Annotated in this window: 19 protein-coding genes; 9 read left to right on the forward strand and 10 right to left on the reverse strand. The window is 70.9% G+C overall.

What is annotated here, in order from left to right:
- Positions 1 to 99: 99 nt before the first annotated feature.
- From PZC42_RS05425 to PZC42_RS05435, 3 genes are all read left to right on the forward strand, one after another.
- A complete protein-coding gene (locus tag PZC42_RS05425) occupies positions 100 to 1329 on the forward strand; it encodes a multidrug effflux MFS transporter (RefSeq protein WP_277209101.1) in 1230 nt (409 codons plus the stop codon).
- Between the two features lie 76 nt (positions 1330 to 1405).
- Complete coding sequence (locus PZC42_RS05430; protein WP_277209103.1) at positions 1406 to 3703, forward strand: esterase-like activity of phytase family protein; 2298 nt, start codon at positions 1406 to 1408, stop codon at positions 3701 to 3703.
- Positions 3704 to 3818: 115 nt separating this feature from the next.
- A complete protein-coding gene (locus PZC42_RS05435; RefSeq protein ID WP_277209105.1) occupies positions 3819 to 5081 on the forward strand; it encodes an LCP family protein in 1263 nt (420 codons plus the stop codon).
- 25 nt (positions 5082 to 5106) lie between these two features.
- Here PZC42_RS05435 and PZC42_RS05440 read toward each other — a convergent pair whose 3' ends face one another.
- A complete protein-coding gene (locus PZC42_RS05440; protein ID WP_277209107.1) occupies positions 5107 to 6039 on the reverse strand; it encodes a LysR family transcriptional regulator ArgP in 933 nt (310 codons plus the stop codon).
- A 73-nt stretch (positions 6040 to 6112) separates the two neighbouring features.
- Between PZC42_RS05440 and PZC42_RS05445 the strand changes: the two genes are divergently transcribed.
- A complete protein-coding gene (locus tag PZC42_RS05445; RefSeq protein WP_277209109.1) occupies positions 6113 to 6727 on the forward strand; it encodes a LysE/ArgO family amino acid transporter in 615 nt (204 codons plus the stop codon).
- A 6-nt stretch (positions 6728 to 6733) separates the two neighbouring features.
- Here the strand turns inward: PZC42_RS05445 and PZC42_RS05450 are convergent, their stop codons facing one another.
- The 3 genes from PZC42_RS05450 to PZC42_RS05460 all read right to left on the reverse strand — a co-directional run bounded on the left by PZC42_RS05450 (position 6734) and on the right by PZC42_RS05460 (position 10020).
- Positions 6734 to 7171, reverse strand: a complete 438-nt coding sequence (locus PZC42_RS05450) for an ester cyclase (RefSeq protein WP_277209111.1) — start codon at positions 7169 to 7171, stop codon at positions 6734 to 6736.
- A gap of 78 nt (positions 7172 to 7249) precedes the next feature.
- On the reverse strand, positions 7250 to 8467 hold the full coding sequence (locus PZC42_RS05455) for a pyridoxal phosphate-dependent aminotransferase (protein ID WP_277209113.1): 1218 nt from the start codon (positions 8465 to 8467) through the stop codon (positions 7250 to 7252).
- Positions 8468 to 8499: 32 nt separating this feature from the next.
- Positions 8500 to 10020, reverse strand: a complete 1521-nt coding sequence (locus PZC42_RS05460; protein WP_277209115.1) for a helix-turn-helix transcriptional regulator — start codon at positions 10018 to 10020, stop codon at positions 8500 to 8502.
- 264 nt (positions 10021 to 10284) lie between these two features.
- Here PZC42_RS05460 and PZC42_RS05465 point away from each other — a divergent pair, with 264 nt between their 5' ends.
- Together PZC42_RS05465 and PZC42_RS05475 are read left to right on the forward strand one after the other, a co-directional pair.
- Positions 10285 to 10686 (forward strand): putative quinol monooxygenase, encoded by a 402-nt coding sequence (locus tag PZC42_RS05465; protein ID WP_277209117.1) that lies wholly within the window; start codon positions 10285 to 10287, stop codon positions 10684 to 10686.
- An 800-nt stretch (positions 10687 to 11486) separates the two neighbouring features.
- Complete coding sequence (locus PZC42_RS05475) at positions 11487 to 12083, forward strand: DUF998 domain-containing protein (RefSeq protein ID WP_277209119.1); 597 nt, start codon at positions 11487 to 11489, stop codon at positions 12081 to 12083.
- A 12-nt stretch (positions 12084 to 12095) separates the two neighbouring features.
- Here PZC42_RS05475 and PZC42_RS05480 read toward each other — a convergent pair whose 3' ends face one another.
- The 3 genes from PZC42_RS05480 to PZC42_RS05490 all read right to left on the reverse strand — a co-directional run bounded on the left by PZC42_RS05480 (position 12096) and on the right by PZC42_RS05490 (position 13207).
- Entirely contained in the window at positions 12096 to 12398 is a 303-nt protein-coding gene (locus PZC42_RS05480; RefSeq protein ID WP_277209121.1) for a nucleotidyl transferase AbiEii/AbiGii toxin family protein, read from the reverse strand.
- Between the two features lie 72 nt (positions 12399 to 12470).
- Positions 12471 to 12689, reverse strand: a complete 219-nt coding sequence (locus tag PZC42_RS05485; RefSeq protein WP_277209124.1) for a hypothetical protein — start codon at positions 12687 to 12689, stop codon at positions 12471 to 12473.
- Positions 12686 to 13207: a helix-turn-helix domain-containing protein gene (locus PZC42_RS05490; RefSeq protein ID WP_277209298.1), complete on the reverse strand. Its 522-nt coding sequence runs from the start codon at positions 13205 to 13207 to the stop codon at positions 12686 to 12688. Before PZC42_RS05490 ends, PZC42_RS05485 begins: the two co-directional genes overlap by 4 nt.
- Positions 13208 to 13423: 216 nt before the next feature.
- Between PZC42_RS05490 and PZC42_RS05495 the strand changes: the two genes are divergently transcribed.
- From PZC42_RS05495 to PZC42_RS05505, 3 genes are read left to right on the forward strand one after another with little or no spacing between them, the layout of a single operon-like run.
- Entirely contained in the window at positions 13424 to 14038 is a 615-nt protein-coding gene (locus tag PZC42_RS05495) for a hypothetical protein (RefSeq protein WP_277209126.1), read from the forward strand.
- A gap of 4 nt (positions 14039 to 14042) precedes the next feature.
- Positions 14043 to 14714, forward strand: coding sequence for a hypothetical protein (locus PZC42_RS05500; RefSeq protein ID WP_277209128.1), 672 nt, complete (start codon positions 14043 to 14045; stop codon positions 14712 to 14714).
- 28 nt (positions 14715 to 14742) lie between these two features.
- Positions 14743 to 15051, forward strand: a complete 309-nt coding sequence (locus tag PZC42_RS05505) for a hypothetical protein (protein ID WP_277209130.1) — start codon at positions 14743 to 14745, stop codon at positions 15049 to 15051.
- Between the two features lie 31 nt (positions 15052 to 15082).
- Here the strand turns inward: PZC42_RS05505 and PZC42_RS05510 are convergent, their stop codons facing one another.
- From PZC42_RS05510 to PZC42_RS05520, 3 genes are all read right to left on the reverse strand, one after another.
- Positions 15083 to 15283 carry a hypothetical protein gene (locus tag PZC42_RS05510; protein ID WP_277209132.1) on the reverse strand — a complete coding sequence of 67 codons (201 nt, stop codon included), beginning with the start codon at positions 15281 to 15283 and terminating at the stop codon, positions 15083 to 15085.
- A 354-nt stretch (positions 15284 to 15637) separates the two neighbouring features.
- Entirely contained in the window at positions 15638 to 17302 is a 1665-nt protein-coding gene (locus tag PZC42_RS05515; protein WP_277209134.1) for a fucose isomerase, read from the reverse strand.
- On the reverse strand, positions 17299 to 18855 hold the full coding sequence (locus tag PZC42_RS05520; protein ID WP_277209136.1) for an FGGY-family carbohydrate kinase: 1557 nt from the start codon (positions 18853 to 18855) through the stop codon (positions 17299 to 17301). The genes PZC42_RS05515 and PZC42_RS05520 overlap by 4 nt, the downstream gene beginning before the upstream one ends.
- Positions 18856 to 19015 lie beyond the last annotated feature (160 nt).

A 19015-nucleotide genomic window follows, 5' to 3' on the forward strand; every position in this document is an offset into this window, starting at 1 on the left:
GGTCGCGCGAGCCACCGACAGGCGCGGTGGAAGTCCCGGTGAGCGGCATCACGGCGAAATCCGTCGCAGGGGTCGTATCGTTTCGATAACATGGTCGCCATGCCCGAGAACCCTGCCGCGCCCCGGCGCGCCCGCTCGACCTTCCGCTGGGTCGTCATGCTCGGTTCCCTCGCGGCCATCCCTGCCTTCACGGTCGACATGTACCTGCCGTCGTTGCCGGAGATCGCCACGGATCTCGGCTCCAGCGCCACGTTCGCCGCGCTGTCCGTCTCCATCATGCTCGTCGGGGGCGCGGCGGGACAGCTCGTCATCGGCCCGCTCTCGGACCGGTACGGCCGCCGTCGCCCCCTGATGTGGGGGCTGGCGATGCACGTCGTCACCTCGCTGCTGTGCGCCGTGGCACCCAACATGACCGTGCTCGTCGGGCTCCGGCTGCTGCAGGGCTTCTTCAACGCGGCGTGCGGGGTCGCGGCGATGGCCATCGTGCGAGACCGATTCGTCGGTTCGGAGGCGGCACGCATCCTGTCGCGCCTGATGCTCATCATCGGGATCGCGCCGCTGCTCGCGCCGACCTTCGGTTCCGCCGTCGCCGAGATCGCCTCGTGGCGCTGGGTGTTCGGTGTGCTGGCCATCCTCGGCGTCGCGATGGGCATCGTCGTGTGGCGGTTCCTGCCCGAGACGCACCCCGTGGCGCGCCGGTCGGCCGGTGGGGCGCGCACCGTCGTCGGCGGGTACGGCCACCTCCTGCGCGACCGCCACTTCATGGCGCTCGCGCTGCTGCCCGGTCTCGGCATGGCGGTGCTCATGAGCTACGTCGTGACCTCGCCCTTCGTGTTCCAGGAGGTCTACGGGCTCAGCCACGGGCAGTTCTCCCTGCTGTTCGCCGTGAACGGCGTCGGGCTGGTGGCCTCCGCACAGATCAACGCGTCGCTCGTCCGCCGTGTGGCTCCGATCCGGATCCTGCGGACCGCGCTCGTGATGCAGGGCTTCTTCGCCGTCGTGCTGCTGGTCGTGGCGCTCACCGGCGCCGGCGGGATCGTCGGCCTGCTCGCCGCGCTGTGGGTCGTCCTCGCCTTCACCGGCCTCGTCCCGGCCAACGCCTCGGCCATCGCCCTGTCGCGGCACGGAGAGCGGGCCGGCACCGCCGCAGCGGTCATCGGTGCGGTGCAGTCCGGTGTCGCCGGTCTGGTGTCGCCGCTCGCCGGGGCGTTGGGCGGGGGCGCGGTCGCGATGACGTCGGTCATGCTCGGCGCCTGGATCTGCGCCATCGCCGTGCTCGCGTTCGCCACGCCGGCCTTCAGGCGAGGCGGCTGGGTCCAGCTGGCATAGCAGACTTCACCCGGTCGCCCCTCAGGTTTCACCCGGGGTTCGGCCCCGCGCTGCCCTGGCCCGGTGGTATCGGGGCATGCGCACAACAACGAGGTCGGCACGCCTTGCCCGTACCGTCGCGTCCGGTGCCGCCGCGACGCTCCTGCTCCTTGCGGCGAGCGCGCCGGCGAGCGCGGGGTCAGCACCCGGCGGAGACCGTCCCGGGGGTGATCGGCACGGGGGTGATCGGCACGGGAGCGGCGGCCACGGGGTCTCCAGCCACCGGGTGCCGGTCCTGGAGGGACGCGCGACGCTCAGCGCGGACTTCCTGGCCGAGGGCCCGCCGTCGGGCGCCGACGCCTCGCCCGCGAACGGCCGCCAGGGCCCGTGGGACGGCCAGGTCATCCCCGGCTTCTCCGCCATGGTCGACAACGGTGACGGCACCTTCTGGGCCCAGCCGGACAACGGCTTCGGCACGCAGGCCAACAGCGCGGACTTCCTGCTGCGCAACTACCTCGTCCGGCCCGACTGGGACACCGGTACGAGCGGTGGCTCCGGCGACATCGAGATCCTGGACCACATCGACTACGACGACGCGAACGGCGTGCTCGACTTCCCGATCGTGAACGAGGACACCGACGAACGGCTCCTGACCGGTGCGGACTTCGACATCGAGTCCGTGGTGCGCGCCAAGGACGGGACGTTCTGGGTCGGCGAGGAGTTCGGGCCGTTCGTGCTGCACTTCGACGCGAGCGGCACGCTCCTCGACGCACCCGTGCCGCTGCCCGGCGGCCTGAAGTCCCCGCAGAGCCCGTACCTGGCCGACGGCGAGACGCCCGGCGTGCGGGCCAGCAGCGGTTTCGAGGCGATGAGCGCCTCGCCGAACGGGCGCTACCTCTACCCGGTGATCGAGAACACGCTCGTTGGCGAGACGGACGAGCGCCGCCGGGTGATCTATGAGCTCGACACGCGCACCGGCGAGTACACCGACCGCACGTGGAGCTACCAGACGGACCTGCCGGGGAACCTCGTGGGCGACTCGTTCACCGTCGGCAAGGACCGGTTCTGGTTCGTCGAGCGCGACAACTGGGACGGCGAGGCATCCGTCATCAAGCGCGTCTACGAGGTGAACCTGCGCCGCACCGACGACGAAGGCTTCGTCAGCAAAGAGCTCGTGCTCGACGCGCTCGGCGTCGCCAACCCGCGCGGCATCGGCGCGGGCACAGGCTACGGCCTGGGGGAGACGTACTCCCTGCCCGTGCAGTCGTTCGAGACCGTGCTGCGCCTGCGCGACGGCCGCATCCTCATCGGCAACGACAACAACTACCCGGGCAACGACGCGCGGAACCCGGGCGAGCCGGACGACACCGAGCTGGCGCTGATCGACTTGCGGCGCGAGCGGGTACGCGACGACGGCGTGACCGTCGTCGGGCACCGCGGCGCGTCGGGCTACCGGCCCGAGCACACGATCGCCGCGTACGAGCAGGCGATCCTGCAGTGCGCCGACTACATCGAGCCCGACGTCGTCGCCACCAAGGACGGGGTGCTCGTCGCCCGTCACGAGAACGAGATCGGCGGCACGACGAACGTCGCCGACCGGCCCGAGTTCGCCGAGCGCCGCACGACCAAGGTCATCGACGGGCGCTCGGTCACGGGCTGGTTCACCGAGGACTTCACGCTCGCCGAGCTGCGCACCCTGCGCGCCGTCGAACGCCTCGGTGAGCTGCGCCCCGGCAGCGCCGCGTTCGACGGGCTGTACCAGGTGCCGACGCTCGACGAGGTCCTCGACCTCGCGCGCCGCTCGCGAACCTGCGACGGCCAGGCCGTCGGCGTCTATCCCGAGACCAAGCACCCGACCTACTTCGACTCGATCGGTCTGTCCCTGGAGGAGCCGTTGGTCGCCGAGCTGGAGGCGAACGGCCTCGATTCGCGGCGCGACCCGGTGATCCTGCAGTCGTTCGAGATCGGCAACCTGCGCGAGCTCGACGCGATGACCGACGTGCGGCTCGTGCAGCTCGTCTCGGCGAGCGGCGCGCCGTACGACCTCGTGGCTGCGGGCGAGGACACCACGTACGCCGACCTCGTCACGCGGCGAGGGCTGCGGGACATCTCCCGGTATGCCGATGGTCTCGGCGCCGCCAAGGACGTGCTGATCCCGCGTGACGCCGACGGCACGCTCGGCGAGCCGACGTCGGTCATTCGTGACGCCCACCGTGCCGGGCTGGAGGTGCACGGCTGGACGTTCCGCGCGGAGAACACGTTCCTGCCGGCCGAGTACCGCTCCTCGGGCGACCCGGCCGAGCACGGTGACCTGGCGGGCGAGGTCGAGGCCTTCCTCGACGCCGGGATGGACGGGTACTTCACCGACCAGCCGGACGCCGCGACAGCCGGCTAGCGGCACACCCTGGACCGGTGGTCCCGGCGGCCGGGCTCGTGAAGGTGCCGTGAAACGGGAGGTGTCAGGACTCGCCCGGCAGGCCTGGTGTCCACCTCCGGCATAGGGTGACGGTGTGGAGAACGTCAATCCCCGGCACGCGGGACCCCATGCCGGGCACCGGGTCCTGCGGTGGACAGCCCTCGGGCTGACGGGGGTCCTGGCACTCGTCACCTCTGGCGCGGTCGCCGCGTACGTCGACCTGCGCAACCAGATCGAGGTGTCCGACGTCGACGCTCTCCTCGGACGTGACGGACCCGAGCCGCAGGCCGAGCCGGCGGAGCCGGAGGACCCGAGCGATCCGTTCGCCGGCGAGGCGCTCAACATCCTCGTGATGGGTACCGACTTCCGCGACGCGGCGAACGCGGCGCTCGCCGGGTCCGGGGACGAGTTCAACTCCGACACCACGCTCGTGGTGCACATCAGCGGAGACCGCACGCGGATCGAGGCCGTGTCCATCCCGCGCGACTCGTTGGTGGACATCCCTGCCTGCCCGCGCCCGGACGGCAGCACGACGTCACCCCAGTACGGCGCCATGTTCAACACGGCGTTCGCGATCGGTGGTGGCCCGGAGCAGGACGTCACGGGTGCCGCGGCGTGCACGATCCTCACGGTCGAGGCGTTGACCGGCCTGGGGATCGACGACCACGTGGTGGTCAAGATGAACGGCGTCGTCGACATCGTCGACGCGATCGGTGGCGTGCCCATGTGCCTGCCGGAACCGGTCGTCGGTGACCGCCGCTACAGCGACCTGGAGCTCGCCGCCGGCGAGCAGGTGCTCGACGGTGCGACGGCGATCCAGTTCCTGCGGGTGCGCAAGGGGACCGGGATGGGGCTCGAGCTGGGCAGCGACCTCATGCGCATCGAACGGCAGCAGGCCTTCGTCGACGCCATGCTGCGCGAGGTGCTGGCCCAGAACGTCATCACCGACACCGCCGCGCTGTACCGGATGGTCCAGGCCGCACTGCGCGCCATGTCGACCAGCCCGGACCTGGCCAGCCCCACGGCGCTCGCCGGGCTCGCCTGGAGCGTACGCAACGTCGACCCCTCCGACATCGTCTTCGAGTCGGTCCCGGTGGTCGACGCCCCCTCCGACGCCAACCGCGTGGTGTGGACGGCGGAGGCGGCCGGGATCTGGGAGAGGCTCGACGCGGACAAGCCGCTCGCCGAGGAGCCCGAGCCCAGCGCGTCGCCCTCGAGCCCGGAGGTCGATGGCCCGGACGTCGAGGACGCCGGGGCCGGGGGCGACGAGACGCAGGGCGGGGACGACGAGGCCGACACGTCGTCCACGCCCTCGCCGTCACCGAGCCCGTCGGTGCGGGCGGGCGTCTGTGCCTGAAGCCGCCCGCGCCTGACCTGTCCGGTCAGGTGTGCGCCGCGACCGGCGGCAGCACGCGGCGAGCCTGCTCCCGCAGGGCGTCCGTGACCCGGTCCAGCACGGCGGAGCGCAGCCGCCACTGCTGGAGGTGGAGCGGCACGTCGACGGTCTCCTCGGTGAGCCACGTGACGTCGTCGGCGGGCTCCAGCACGCTGAAGCGCTCGCCGACGCGGGGCAGAGGTCCCCACATGCCCCAACCCATGCCGGCGCGGACGGCCGCGAGGAACTCCGCGGTGGAGGGCACGTGGTGCCGGGGCGGGTCGGGCACGTCGGTGCCGGCCTCGCGTGCGACGATGCGCAGCCAGCGGTCCTGCAGGTCGTCGGTGCGGGCGAAGACCACCATGGGTGCCGTGCCGAGCGCCTCGGGCGTCGGGCCGTGGGGGAACCAGCGCTCGGCGAACGCGTGCGCGGCGGCCGGTCGGTAGCGGGTGACGCCGAGCGGGACCGAGGTGCAGCCCTGTACTGGCTCGCGCTGCGAGGTGACCGCCGCCATGACGACTCCCGCCGGCAGCAGCTCGACGGTGCGGTCCTGGTCGGCGACGTGCACGTCGAAGCAGACGCCGTCCACCGCGGACAGCGCCGGCACCAGCCACGTGGCGAGCGAGTCGGCGTTGACCGCGATCGGGACGGTGACCGGTCGTCCGGTGCCTTCGGCGTCGTCGACCGGGCCGAGCTCGGCGGCGGCCTCCGCGCCGAGCAGCTCGACCTGCCGGGCCAGGCGCAGCAGCGTCCGGCCCGGCGCGGTCGGCGCCGTCGGGCGGGTCCGCTGCACCAGCACGGTGCCCGCGGCGTTCTCGAGCGCCCGGACCCGCTGACTGACCGCCGACGGCGTGACGTGCAGCGCCCGGGCCGCGGCCTCGAACGATCCTTCGGTGACGACGGTGGCGAGCGCCGCGAGCTGTCCTGAGTCCCATCGCATACCTGAAGTATTACTTCATCGAGCTCAAGATGTTTCGATGGACTTCATTCGAACCTCTGCCTAGCGTCGAGACGTGCTCACCTTCCTCGCCGGTCTCGGCCTCGGCCTGTCGCTCATCGTCGCCATCGGCGCCCAGAACGCCTTCGTGCTGCGCCAGGGCGTGCGCCGGGAGCACGTGGGCGTCGTGGTCGCGGTGTGCGCCGCCTCGGACGCGCTGCTCTACGCCGCCGGGGGAGCAGGTCTCGGCGCGCTGATCGAGCAGCACCCGGGCTTCGTCGACGTGGCGCGCTGGGCGGGTGCCGCCGTCGTCCTCGGGTACGGCGCGCTGGCCGCCCGCCGGGCCTGGCGCGGCGGGGAAGAGCTCGAGGCCGCGCGCGACGCCGGTCAGCCCGACGCCGGACGGCGGCTGCGGCCCGTGCTGCTCACGGCGCTGGCGCTCACGTGGCTCAACCCGCACGTCTACCTGGACACCGTGGTGCTGCAGGGCTCGATCGCGGCCGGGTACGGCGACGACCGCTGGCTGTTCACCGGCGGCGCCGTGGTCTCGAGCGTGCTGTGGTTCGTGGGTCTCGGCTACGGGGCGCGGTACCTGGCCCCGCTGCTGCGCCGGCCGGGGGCCTGGCGGGTGGTCGACGCCGTGATCGCGCTCATCATGGTCGCGGTGGCGGTCTCGCTCGTCCTCGCCTGATTCCTCTCAGGGGGCCGGAGGAGACTCGGCTCCCGGCACGAGTCCCAGCTGCTGTGCGACAGCCAGGGTGTCGTAGTGATCCCACATCTCCGCCAGCCTGCCGGCGCGGAAGTGGTAGACGGTGACGCCCTGGGTCACCAGCTGCTTGCCGGTGGGCGGGCCGTACTCCTCGGTCGTCCCGAGGTGCGTGCCGCGCACCGTGTAGCGACCGACCACCGTGTCCGCCTCGGCGACCACGTCCTCGACCGTCACACTCGTGTCCGGAAAGGCCGCCAGGTAGGTCGCGAGGTACCGCTCGAACTCCTCGATGCCCCGGACATCGCCGTCGGGCTCGTGGGCGACGACGTCGTCCAGGACGAGCTCGCCGAGCGTGTCGAGCCGCTTCTGGCCGTACACCTCGTCCCAGGCGCGACGCAGCAGCGCCTTGTTCTCTTCCGTCGTCATCGGGCGCTCCCGTCGTGGCAGGTCCCACCGCTCGTTCCAGGGTAGCGACCGGGGCAGGCGCACCCTGCGTGTGGCCAGCTAGCGGCTGAGCGCGGCGAGGCGTCCGACGGCGTCACGCAGCACCTCGGGGCGCTTGACGAACGTGAACCGCACCCGCGAGCGCAACGACCGTGCCGCCGTCGACCCCTGCCGGCAGAACGCCGAGACCGGGACGCCGACCACACCGGCGAGCTCCGGCAGGCGCAGGCACAGGTCGTGGCCGTCGTCGAAGCCGAGCGGGGCGCCGTCGGCCACCACGAAGTACGTGCCGCGAGGGACGACGACGTCGAAGCCCGCCGTCTCCAAGCCCTCGCACAGCAGGTCGCGGCGTGCGGCCAGCGACGCGGCGAGCGCGCGCGGCGACTCGTCGTCGGCCAGGGCCAGGGCGATCGCCGGCTGGAACGCCGAGCCCGAGGTGTACGTCATGAACTGCTTGACGGTCCGCACGGCGGTGACGAGCTCGGCCGGCCCGTGCAGCCAGCCCACCTTCCAACCGGTGAGGCTGAACGTCTTGCCGGAGCTCGACACCGTCAGGGTGCGCTCGGCCATGCCGGGCAGCGTCGCCATCGGGACGTGCCGGGCGTCGTCGTAGACCAGGTGCTCGTAGACCTCGTCGGTGAGCACGACGGCGTCGCGATTGCGGGCGACGGCGGCGATCTGCTCGAGCTCGGCCCGCGTCAGCACGGTGCCTGTCGGGTTGTGCGGGGTGTTGACCAGGATCAGCCGCGTGCGGTCGGTGGCGGCGGCGCGCAGGGCGTCGGCGTCGAGGCGCAGGCCGTCGGCGGTGAGAGGGACCGGCACGTGCGTGGCGCCCGCCATGGCGATCGCGGCCGCGTGGGAGTCGTAGAACGGCTCGAGGGTGACGACCTCGTCGCCAGGACCGGTCAGCGCGAGGATCGCCGCCGTGAGGGCCTCGGTGGCGCCGGTGGTGGCGAGGACCTCGGTGTCCGGGTCGACGTCCAGGCCGTAGTGACGGTGCTGGTGGTCCGCGATCGCCCGGCGCAGCTCGGGGACACCGTCGCCGGGGGCGTACTGGTTGCGCCCGGCGTCGATGGCGGCCTTCGCGGCTTCCTTGATGTAGTCCGGACCGTCGACGTCCGGGAACCCCTGACCCAGGTTGATCGCGCCCGTACGGTTCGCCAGCACCGTCATCTCCGCGAAGATCGTCTGCCCGACGGCGCCGTCGGGCGCGAGCAGTCCGGTCGCGGCGGCGACCTGGCGCCAGCGGCCGGGGTGGTCGGAGTGCGCGTCGGTCATGGGGCGACCCTAGCGCCGGACCGGACCGAGACTCAGGTCAGCCCTTGTTGAACCGCGTACATCGCGGCCGAGGTGCGTGAGCGGACGTCGAGCTTGGCCAGGATGTTGCTGACGTGCCGGTGAACGGTTCGCTCGCTCAGGAACAGCTGTGCGGCGATCTCTGCGTTCGTCCGGCCCTTCACGATCAAGCGCAGCACCTCGATCTCCCGAGGGCTCAGGACCTGCGCGGTCTGACCCGACAACAGCTCGCGGACCCGGATCGCGTCTGGCCGGGCGCCGAGCCGCTCGAACGTTGCCAGGGCAGCGCGGAGCTCCATCAGCGCTCCTTCCTCGTCACCGAGCAGCCGGCACGCCTGTCCGATCCGGACGCCGACCTGGGCGGTCTCGTACGGGGCGTCGAGCTCCCGCCATCGGTCCGAAGCCTGGCGCAAGCGGGCCAGCGCGTCGGCGGGCCGATCCTCGCTCAGGGCAACGGCTCCACGAGCGGCATCGAGGATGGCCCGCATGGCGGTCGTCGGGTAGGTCTGAGTGATCTTCTCCAGCTCGGTGACGACGTCTTTGGCCTCTTCGATCAGCCCAGTGGCGAGGAAGATCTCGACGGCCGCGGGGAGGAGCGCGAGCCGGTCGCCCGCGAGCTCCCGCTCGGCCAGCACCCGCCGCAGTCCTGTGCCGGCCGCCTGTGCGTTGCCCTGACCGAGCCGGTACAGCGCGAGTCCAGGCTGGGTCACGCGCCCGAATGCCGTCGCCTGCTCGAAGGCCTCCTCGACACCCGGCACTCCCTGCAGCCGGCGCAGCTCGCCGAGCTCGTACCAGGCATGGCCGGCCACGAGATGGCCGTCCAGGGCCAGGTCATGGCACGCCTGCTCGAGCTCTGCCTCAGCCCGGGACCAGTCCCCGCGCAGTCGCATCAGGATCGCGCGATAGATCCGGCAGTTGCCGAAGTAGGCGCCACCCAGCTGCGGCAGCGTCCCGAGCCACTGGTCGAGGGCGACCGACCACTCCGTCGCCCGCGCGATCTCCTGCACCTCATAGCACGAGCCGATCGCGGCGCAGAACATGACGCTCGTCGCGCGCGGCGACGTCGCCCGGGTCAGGACGCGGATCATCGCCTCATCGAGAAGTGCCAACCCGTTCTCGAGCGATCCCAGCTTGAGAGAGGCCCGGCCACGCATCGTGGTGGCGATGGTGATCAAGTCGACGTCGCCGCGGCCGAGCCCCAGCTCCGTCGCCCGGTGCAGCAGACCCTCAGCGGTCGTGAAGTCACCACGCCCGATGGACCCGTAGGCTCGCGGGATCAGTAGCCATCCGTACTCACCCGGACCCCGTTCGTGCACCAGCGTCCGGGCTCGCTCGACCCAGCCGGCCGCGATGGCGAACTCACCTCGTGCAAAGACGTGAGCACTCCAGAGCCAGTACGTCGCGCGTGTCGCCTCGTGGATCTCACCGGCCTCGGCCCGCAGCTCGAAGCAGCGGGTCAGCACAGCGATCGCCTCGTCGATCCGTCCGATGACCTGGGCGGACTCGGCCCAGGACTCCAAGTCCTCGACGCTCAACGGCGTGGCACGGTCTGCAGCGGCGAACTCCTGGCAGGCGTGGACCCACCGCGACGCCTGGTGATTCTCACGTGCGGTTTCACGATGCCTGAGATCGGCGTTCATCGCACCCTTCCGCCGCCAACTCTCCCATCCTGTGGGTAGGAATACCCAGCGCGGCTGTCAGAGGTTGGCCCGCTGTGCGGAAGCGACGCCACGACGCCGGCGCGGATCGTGGGACTCGAAGCCCTGGACCTGTCGGGGCACGAAACGCGGGAGGACGCCATGAATGCTCCGTTCATCTTCATCGGCACCCACAAGATCAAGCCTGGAAAGCGGGAGGAGTTCAAGAAGCACTTCGAGTGGTTCAGCTCGGACGTCGTCGAGCCCCAGGAGCCGCGGCTGCAGTCCTTCTACGCCTACGCAGAGCCGAACTCCGACGACGTCACGATCGTGCAGGTCCATCCGGACGCCGACTCGATGGCGACCCACATGAAGGTCGGCAGCGAGCACTTCACCTCCGCCTACGCCGAGTATCTCGAACCGGAGAGCACCCTGCAGATCTACGGAACCCTGACCGAGGACCTGATCCGAGCCATCTCCGCTGTCGCACAGACCAGTGGGGACGCCTCGAGCGTGACGATCCGGGAGCCGTTCACCGGATTCGACCGGCTGCCTCGCACGTGAGCACCGACATTTCCGGGCACCATGCGCTCGTGCGAAGAGAGTCGGGGTGTGTCCGTCACAGGGGACCATGGCGGCGTGCCACCTCGGTGGCCGACCGTGGGGCGTCGCCGAGGTCCCGGACGCCCAGATCGCCGAGCGTGCCGGCCTATCGGTCCGCAGCGTCATGCGTGCGCGGACCTGGCTGCAAGACCACGAGCTGATCGTCATGATGCACCGTGGCGCTCGCCAGGGCCTGACCGACATCGCGTCCCTACTGTCTGTCGCTCACCCCAAAAGCGGGGTGTGCGGCCCGGCCCTTCGGCCGTGCAACAGCAACTCGCAGCAGAGGCTGCGAGCGCCGCGGCGAACCCGCCGCGTCCGGAGACTCTTGCCAGCATCCGCGCGATCCTCGCGCGGCACTGATCCCTGCCCTCGCACCTCGGTGTCCGGGTCGACGTCCAGGCCGTAGTGGCGGCGCTGGTGGTCGGCGCTGGTGGTCGGCGGTGGCACGGCGCAGCTCGGGGACGCCGTCGCCGGGTGCGTACTGGTTGCGCCCGGCGTCGATGGCGGCCTTCGCGGCCTCCTTGATGTAGTCCGGGCGGTCGACATCCAGGAATCCCTGGCCCAGGTTGATCGCGCCCGTGCGGTTCGCCAGCACCGTCATTTCGGCGAAGATCGTCTGCCCGACGGCGCGGCGGGCGAGAGCAGGCCAGCCGCAGCGGCGACCTGGCGCCAGCAAGGGGTGGACGTCATGCAGCGACCCCTACCGACCATGACCTCCGGCACTGGCGTCGCCGGGCGCGCCGGGCGAGGGTGGCGACATGTCGACGTTGCTGTGGGTCCCGGCCGTGTGCTGCTGGTCCTTCGTCGTGGTGTTCCTCGTGGACGGATGGACGCGGCCGGGATACCGGTGGGTGCGGCACCCGGTGAGCGCACTGTCGCTCGGACCACGCGGCTGGGTGCAGACCACGAACTTCCTGGTGTGCGGCGCGGCGGTAGTGGCCGGTGCTGTGGTGGCGCGCGGCGAGCTCGGCAGCGGGCTGCTCGCCGTCGTCGTCGGCGTGTTCGGGCTGGCACTCGTCGCCTCCGGTGCGTTCCCCATGGACCCGATGCGCGGCTACCCGCCCGGCACCCCCGACACGACGCCCGAGGAGGCCTCGTGGCACCACCGTCTCCACGACTACGCCGGCGCCGTGGTGTTCGCAGCCGTGCCGGTGGCGGCCGCCGTCGCCACGTTCGCCCTGCCCGAGGTCGGGTGGAAGGTCTACTCGGGGACGACGGCGGCGCTCGCGGGCGCCGGGTTCCTCGCGTTCGGGCAGGCGTGGGAGGACGACTCCCCGCGGGCCGGGTTGCTCCAGAAGGCGACCATCGCCGTCGGGTGGCTGTGGGTCGGGTTGCTGTTTGTCCGGGCGGCGTGAGGAGCGGGCAACTCAGCCGGCGAGCTCGCGATGCCATTCGTCGAAGAACTCGCGCAGCGCGCCGATCTCCTCGAAGCCCGGATCGCGCTCCTGGGCAAGGCGGATCAGGTCGTCCTTCGTGAAGCGCTCGGACAGGGCGTAGACATCGGCGAAGTCGCGGGGAGCCGCCCGCCCGAACAGCGCCAGCATCTTCTGCCCGGCGCTCTCCTCCGTCGTGATGGTGGGTCCGAGGATCGTCAGTGTCGGTGTGGTGCGCGGCTGAGCATCGACGGCCAGGTCGACGACCAGCTCCTCGCCGTCGACGGAGATCAGCAACCTTGCGAACGACTCGCTCGAACGGAGGGTCTCGACGCCCCAGCCGTGATCGTGCGCTGCTTTCGTCAGCTCTCAGCCCGCCTCTTGGACGCTGCCTTGCCCTGGCGCTGTGAACAGGTCGAGATCGTCCGTCAGTCGGGAGACCACGCCCCGGGCGATCAGCGCCGAGCCGCCAGCGACGACGAAGCCCCGCGACGAGGTTAGTTCGAAGAACGCCGCGGCGACAGCCATGTGGGCTGCTGACAACGCAGCCCACGGGTGCTGCTGGGGATTGAAGTCCCCGCCGGTCACGATCGAACCGTCCGTGCGGCGTCGATCAGCGGTTGCCAGGCGTTGCGGACGGCCGGTGGCAGCCACATGCGTTCCCACATCTCGGCCAGAAGAGTGCCGTCGACGTGTTCGAGGATGTCCGTCGGCTCGCCCTCGCTGAGCACGGCCGCGTACACCTCGGCGCGGTCGTCCGGGTCGGACAGATCGAAGGTGTCGCGGCGAGACGACCAGAAGATCCGGCGCGGGATCTTGACCGTGCGCAGCGCATCGGCCGGGTCGAGGCGGGGCAGGCGGTCGGGTACCCACACGTAGCGTCCGCGATCGATGTCGTGGCGCGTGAATGTCGGTGCCGGCGGTGCGAGGAGGACATCGGTGCCCGCTGCTCGCAGCAGGCGCAAGAGAGTGTCGGCCGTCGGGGTCTTGCGATCGTTCTCATAGGCCGAGATGGCGGTCCGTGACGTCGCGGCTCGCCGGGCGAGCTCCTGCGCGCTGACGCCGGCGCGGGAGCGCGCGCTCCGCAGCAGGTTGCCGACCGACATCGTATCCACTCAGATACGGTATCCGATAAGATACAGTGCCTGCAAGCGCTGCCGCGCCGGACCAGGCAGGTGGGAGTACGAGGCCAGCATCAGCACTTCCAGCCTCGGGCACTCGTTCTACGGCAATTCCAGATAGCAACCAATAGGAGCCCAACGACGTTGACGCACTCACCACGCCTTGTCGAACTGCTCTCGCAGGCACGCCAGGAGCTCCGTGTGCCTGAGGCCGTGAGAGTCGTCGATGCCGTTGCGCTCCTCGACACCTGGGGCGCAGCGCCCATGCCCGTCGGGGCTTTCGAGGCGAACCTCTTCGACGAGTACGTGGACGAGGCGCTCGTCGTGTACCAGGCGAGCATCTCCGACGAGCGCCTGATCGCGCAGCGCCTCACAGACGACGAGCGGCAGGGGTTCTTCCCTGAGGACTCCGACCAGGACGACCCCGATCTGGAGGTCGACGACCACGGTGGCGGAGCTGACGACGGCTGGGGATTGCTCTCGGACGAGCTCGACTCCGCTCGCCGGGTGATCGTCATTCTTGAGCGGGACAGCGACGACCCGCTGCGGGTCGGCAACTACCGGGTGCACGGCGCCGGCCAGTGGATTCGTGAGTCCCTCTGGGCGGCAACAGGGGTCGTGCCTCGTGATCCCGGCAGTGCCAGCACCCCGTTGTACTCGCAAGCCCTCGATCTCGTGCGCCCCGGGCGGCCCGATCAGCCGGTAGCCCTGTACGAGAGGTTGCCCGGACGGCTCTGGACCGCGTACGTGGCAATCATGCGGCCCCGGTGGCGGCGTGCCCGCCGCCGATACCTCGAGGCCGACGTCGGCAGGTGAGGAGTTGAAGGAGAATGCCGGCACGGTCACGGACTCGTCCAGCGCGCCCCGTGCCGTGCTGAGGGCGGATCTGATCACTGCTGTCGCCACCGACGGCGTTCGCGTCGCGTCGATGCGGAAAGTGTGGCGATCGCTGGCCTGGTGGGTTCCGCTCAACTTCGCCAGACAGCCTGCCATCTGGGTTCTGGTCGTCGGAAACGGCGGGCTCGTCTGGGTGGCAGACAAGATGATCGTCTCGCGACTCCTGCCAGGTGCGAGCGTCTGGCCAGCTATCGGCTGGACCGGCATCGTCACGGCACTGCTCTACCTCGTCGTCACCGTCCTGGTTGCCGGCCTCATCACTCGTTCCCGCCGCTGGGTCCTCTTCTCCGACGACGATCGCACGGCAGTCATCGGTGCACGGGTGCGCCAGGAGGAGGAAGGCGTGTCCGTCATCGTGAACAACCACGTCGCCCGGCACGTCGGTGCCGGGCAGGGCAAGCGCCTCCGGACGAGGCTGAGCCTGGGGATACGCACGTTCATGGACAGCCACCCCGACGTCGCGCTGCGGTTCACAGCCCAGAACGAACGCCTGGCGCACGTCTACCTCAGCGACCTCGCCGGGGCACTACCCACGTCTGACGGATGGAACCACGAGCTTGAGGGTCGACGGGCCGTGGTCACCCGAGCATCCTGATGTGACAGGTGGCGATAGCGTGCGGGCCATGGACGAGACCCACGCGGAGCAGATGGTCGTCGACCGCCTGCTCGGGCCCCAGGCCGTGCCGCTACGGCTTCACCAAGGCGGCTTCGTCGACGAGGTGGAGGTCGCGGAGCTCGTCGAGGCGCTGACGTTCCTCGTGCAGGCGTACAGGGGTCGCCCGACGGTCCCCAAGCCGATCGCCCTCGCCCTCGTGGACATCTCCGCCCGGTTCGACAACCGGTTCTACACCCAGGAGCAGCAGGAACGGCTCGAAGACATCGCCCACGAGCTGCAGCGGCTCGCGGAGGACCTCTTCGACCCCGCGGGGTAGACCTACTCGAGTCCGTGGGAAGCCCGGACGCTCAGAGCGGCACGTGGACGTCGCTGCCGCCCTCGTGCGTGAGCCGGCGCCCCACCTGGACGAGCGACGCGTCAGGGACGAACCCGCCGGCGAAGAGGGCCTCGCCCTGGCTGAACCGTGCGGCGCGGGCCAGGAGGTCGGCCGGTGCGTACCCGAAGTGGTCGGCGAGGTCGGCCAGGTCGCGCGGCGAGCTCATCTTCATGAGGCCCAGGTTGTCGCACTGGGAGAGCGCGTTCGGGTGGATCTTCGACGGTCGCTGGGTCGACAGCAGCAGCCACAGCCCGTACTTGCGGCCCTCGGCGGCGATCTGGACGATGCGTTCGGTGAGGGCGACCTCGACCGGCGTGACCGGGGTGGGGGAGCACAGGTTGTGCGCCTCGTCGACGACGCCCTCGACCGAGCGTCCGCGCCAGGCCCGCGACCGGACGGGTTACCACGGGTCGACCTGTGTCCGCTACGAGCGCTGCGCTGCCGGCAGCCGAGGACCTCCTTTCTCGGGGCGTTGCGCCGGTCACGCCCCTGGAAGCTGCATTCGAGCTATCCGCAGGGCACCGGCTCAGCGACTCGCGCCGCCTGCGGTCAGGGCCGTGTCACCGCACAGGTGCACGGGCATGCCCAGCGCTGCGAAGCAGGCTGCCTTGGTGGTCAGCGCCCTGTCGGCGGTCTCGTCGTCGGGCGCGTACGCGACGTTGAGGTGGTTGGCCTTGTGCCGCGCCATGAACTGGTCGCGCGTGACGCCGTGGAGCACCGCGTGCATGATTGGCCATTCCGGGTTGGTCGCCTCCTTGCGCCGACGGGTCTCGTGGTCGGGCAGCGCGACCACCGAGGCGCGGCCGAGGTCTACCTGGAGCGTGCCGTCGGCGATGTACACGCGTGACCAGACGATCTCGCCCGCCTTGGACACGCCGTTGATGGTCGACCCGCCGGCGGGGAAGAACACCGGATTCTGACGCCAGCCTTCCGCGCCCCTGTAACCGCCCTCGAGGTGCGAAGGGGGCACGGAGCCGGAGATCTCGAAGACCCAGACGAACTGGCCGCCGTACTCTGCGCCCCAGCGCACGTCGTGCAGCGTGGTGGCGGGGTCCAGACCCATCGCGGTCCAGATGCGGTTGGTGACGAGCGCGTCCACCGCCACACCCTCGTCGGCTTCGTTGAAGTGCGGAAAGGCCTTGCCGTCCCAGAGGATGCGCTGCCCGTCGCGCGACCGGACCGGCGGACGCCGGACGTTGTTGAGCAGGCCCTCGGCGAGGTCGGAGGCGGGGGAGAGGTCCTTGAGGCCCTGCTGGTACTGGATCCCGACGGCGTCGAGGCCGAAGTCGTCGGCGATGCGCAGGGCAGCGATGTACATCTTGTGCTGCCAGTGCAACTGGGCGCGGGTGAGCTCGGTGGCCCCGTCGGTGCCGAGGCGGAACGTCATGCCGGCGTCCTCGAGCCACTGCTGGACCCCGTCGGCCTCGGCGTCGGTGACGCGCTGCATCTCGGCCCACAACGCCGACTGCGACAGCCGCTCCTTGTAGATGCCGAGGCCGGCCAGCAGCTCGTCGTCGAAGATCGCGTTGTACATGCCCATGCAGCCCTCGTCGAAGACGCCGATGATCGCCTTCTCGCGCAGCAGCTGGGCGGCGAGCGCCTCGCCGAGCTGCTTCTCGGGGCTGTCCGGGAGGGCTGGCAGCGCGTGGACGTGGGAGTCGTCGTGCTCGATCGTCCCGGTCGTGATCCACGAGCGGATCGCGTCGCGGAACCAGACGTCAGAGCCGTCCACGGTCCACACGGTCGAGTACGGCTTGCCCATCTTCGTCAGGCCGGCGTTGAGGCCGAGCAGGCCGACGAGCCCGGGCCAGCCGCCGGCGAAGTTCGCGGCCGTGAGGATCGGGCCTCGATGGGTGCGCAGGCCGGGGAGCACGTGGTGGCTGTACTGCCACACTGCCTCAGCGACGACGAGCGGTGCGTCGGGCGGGATGGTCGCGAACACCTCCAGGCCCATGCGCTGGGAGCTGATGAAGCCGTGACCCGTGACGGGGTCGACCTCGTTGGCGCGCACGACCTTCCAGCCGTTCGCGGCGAACGCGTCGGTGAGGATCCGCTCGAGATCGACCTGCGTGGGCCAGCCCGCCACGTTCGCAGACTCGCGCAGGTCTCCTGACGCGACCAGGTAGACCGTGTTCTCGGGTGCCGGTGCTTCGGGCGCGAGCTCGGGGACGGCGTACGTGCTGTTGGTCATGCGGTTGCTCCTTCGAGGGAGGTGGGGTCGGTCGTGGTGCGACGGGCGAGGGCGTGCACGACGGCGCTCGTGGCGGGGTAGAGGTCCCGGTACAGGGCGTAGAGCTCGTCGTAGGTGGTACGCAGCGCCGGGTCGGGCTCGACGAGGCGCGCCGGGGGGTTCCACGCTGTGACGTCGATCGGGTGCTCGTGCTCGTGCTCGTGGTCGCTGACGAGCCCGGCCGCGAGCCGCGCGGCGCCGTAGCTCGCGCCGATGGTGCGGGTCGGGATCACCTGGGTGAGCCCCGTGACGTCGGAGACGACCTGCGTCCATAGGCCGCCCTGGGTCCCGCCACCCACGGCGACGACCCGGGAGGTGTCGGCACCGGCGGTGCGCAGGGTCTCGACGTTGTGCCGCACACCGAACGCGGTCGCCTCGAGCGCCGCACGGTAGAGGTCGCCGCGCGTGTGCGAGAGCGTGAGGCCGGCGAGGACGCCGCGCGCGTCGGGGTCCTGGACCGGCGTCCGCTCGCCCGCGAGGTAGGGGAGCATGAGCAGGCCGTTCGCGCCGGGTCCGGAGGCCGTCGCCTGAGCGAGGAGATCGGTGTAGTCCGCGCCGGTGAGGTCGCGCAGCCAGGATGTGATCGCCCCGGACGTCGCCATGCCACCCGCGAGGTTGTGCGTCCCGGGGAAGGCGCCGACCGTGCTCCACATCGTCTCGCTGCGCAGCGGCTCGGCGACGGTCGCGACGAGGAACATCGTGGTGCCGTACATGAGCATCAGGTCGCCGACGTGCGTCGCGTCGACGCTCACCGCCTCCGACCAGGCGTCGATCGTGCCGGCGACGACGGGCGTCCCCGCGGGGATCCCGGCCAGCGGGTCGCGCGTCACTCCTGCCGTCTCTCCCGGCCAGCGGAGCTCCGGCAGCTCGATCCCGGGGGCGACGACGTCCACCCACTCGTCGATCCAGTGATGGGTGCGGGGATCGTACAGAGGCGTCGACTGCGACGCGGAGTGGTGGTCGAGCACGTACGCGCCGGTGAGCCGGAAGGCGAGGTACGAAGCGGGCATGAAGATGCGGCGCGCGCGGGCCCACGTCGCGGGCTCGTGCTGGCGCACCCACGCGAACTTCGGGCCGGCGGCCTGTGAGGACAGCGCGGAGCCGCAACGGTCGAGGATCGTCGCGCGGCCGAGCGCCGCATCGAGCTCCTCGATCTGCTGCGTCGCGCGCGTGTCGACGCCGTAGAGGATCGCCGGGCGCACGGGGACGCCCGCCTCGTCCGTGAGCAGGACGCACGGGCCCATGCCGGAGACCCCAACCGCTGCGACCTCGAGGCCGGCGGGGACGTCGGCGCCGCGGGCCGCGCCGGGCGCCAGGTCGGCCGTGAGCTCAGCGACGATCTCGACGAGCTCGTCCCACCAGACGTCAGCGTCCATCTCGACATGACCCGGCGCGGGCCGTTCGACGGTGTGCGCGCGCGTCGCCGAACGCAGGATCGCGCCGTCAGGGCCGACCAGCACGCCTTTGCTGCTCGAGGTGCCGACGTCGACGCCGACGAGTCCGGGGATGGGCATGGCTCTCAGCATGACAGCAATCGATTACAGGCACAACGCGCGCGGCGTGCGGGCCGCGCCCGACCTGCCCCGCGATCTCGATGCTCGAAGCAGCGAGGCGGATCGACGCAGCCTGGACAAGAGTTGGCCCATATGCTGTAATCGATTACTCGCTGCCTGG

Source organism: Isoptericola croceus (assembly GCF_029382255.1).
Lineage (GTDB): Bacteria > Actinomycetota > Actinomycetes > Actinomycetales > Cellulomonadaceae > Isoptericola > Isoptericola croceus.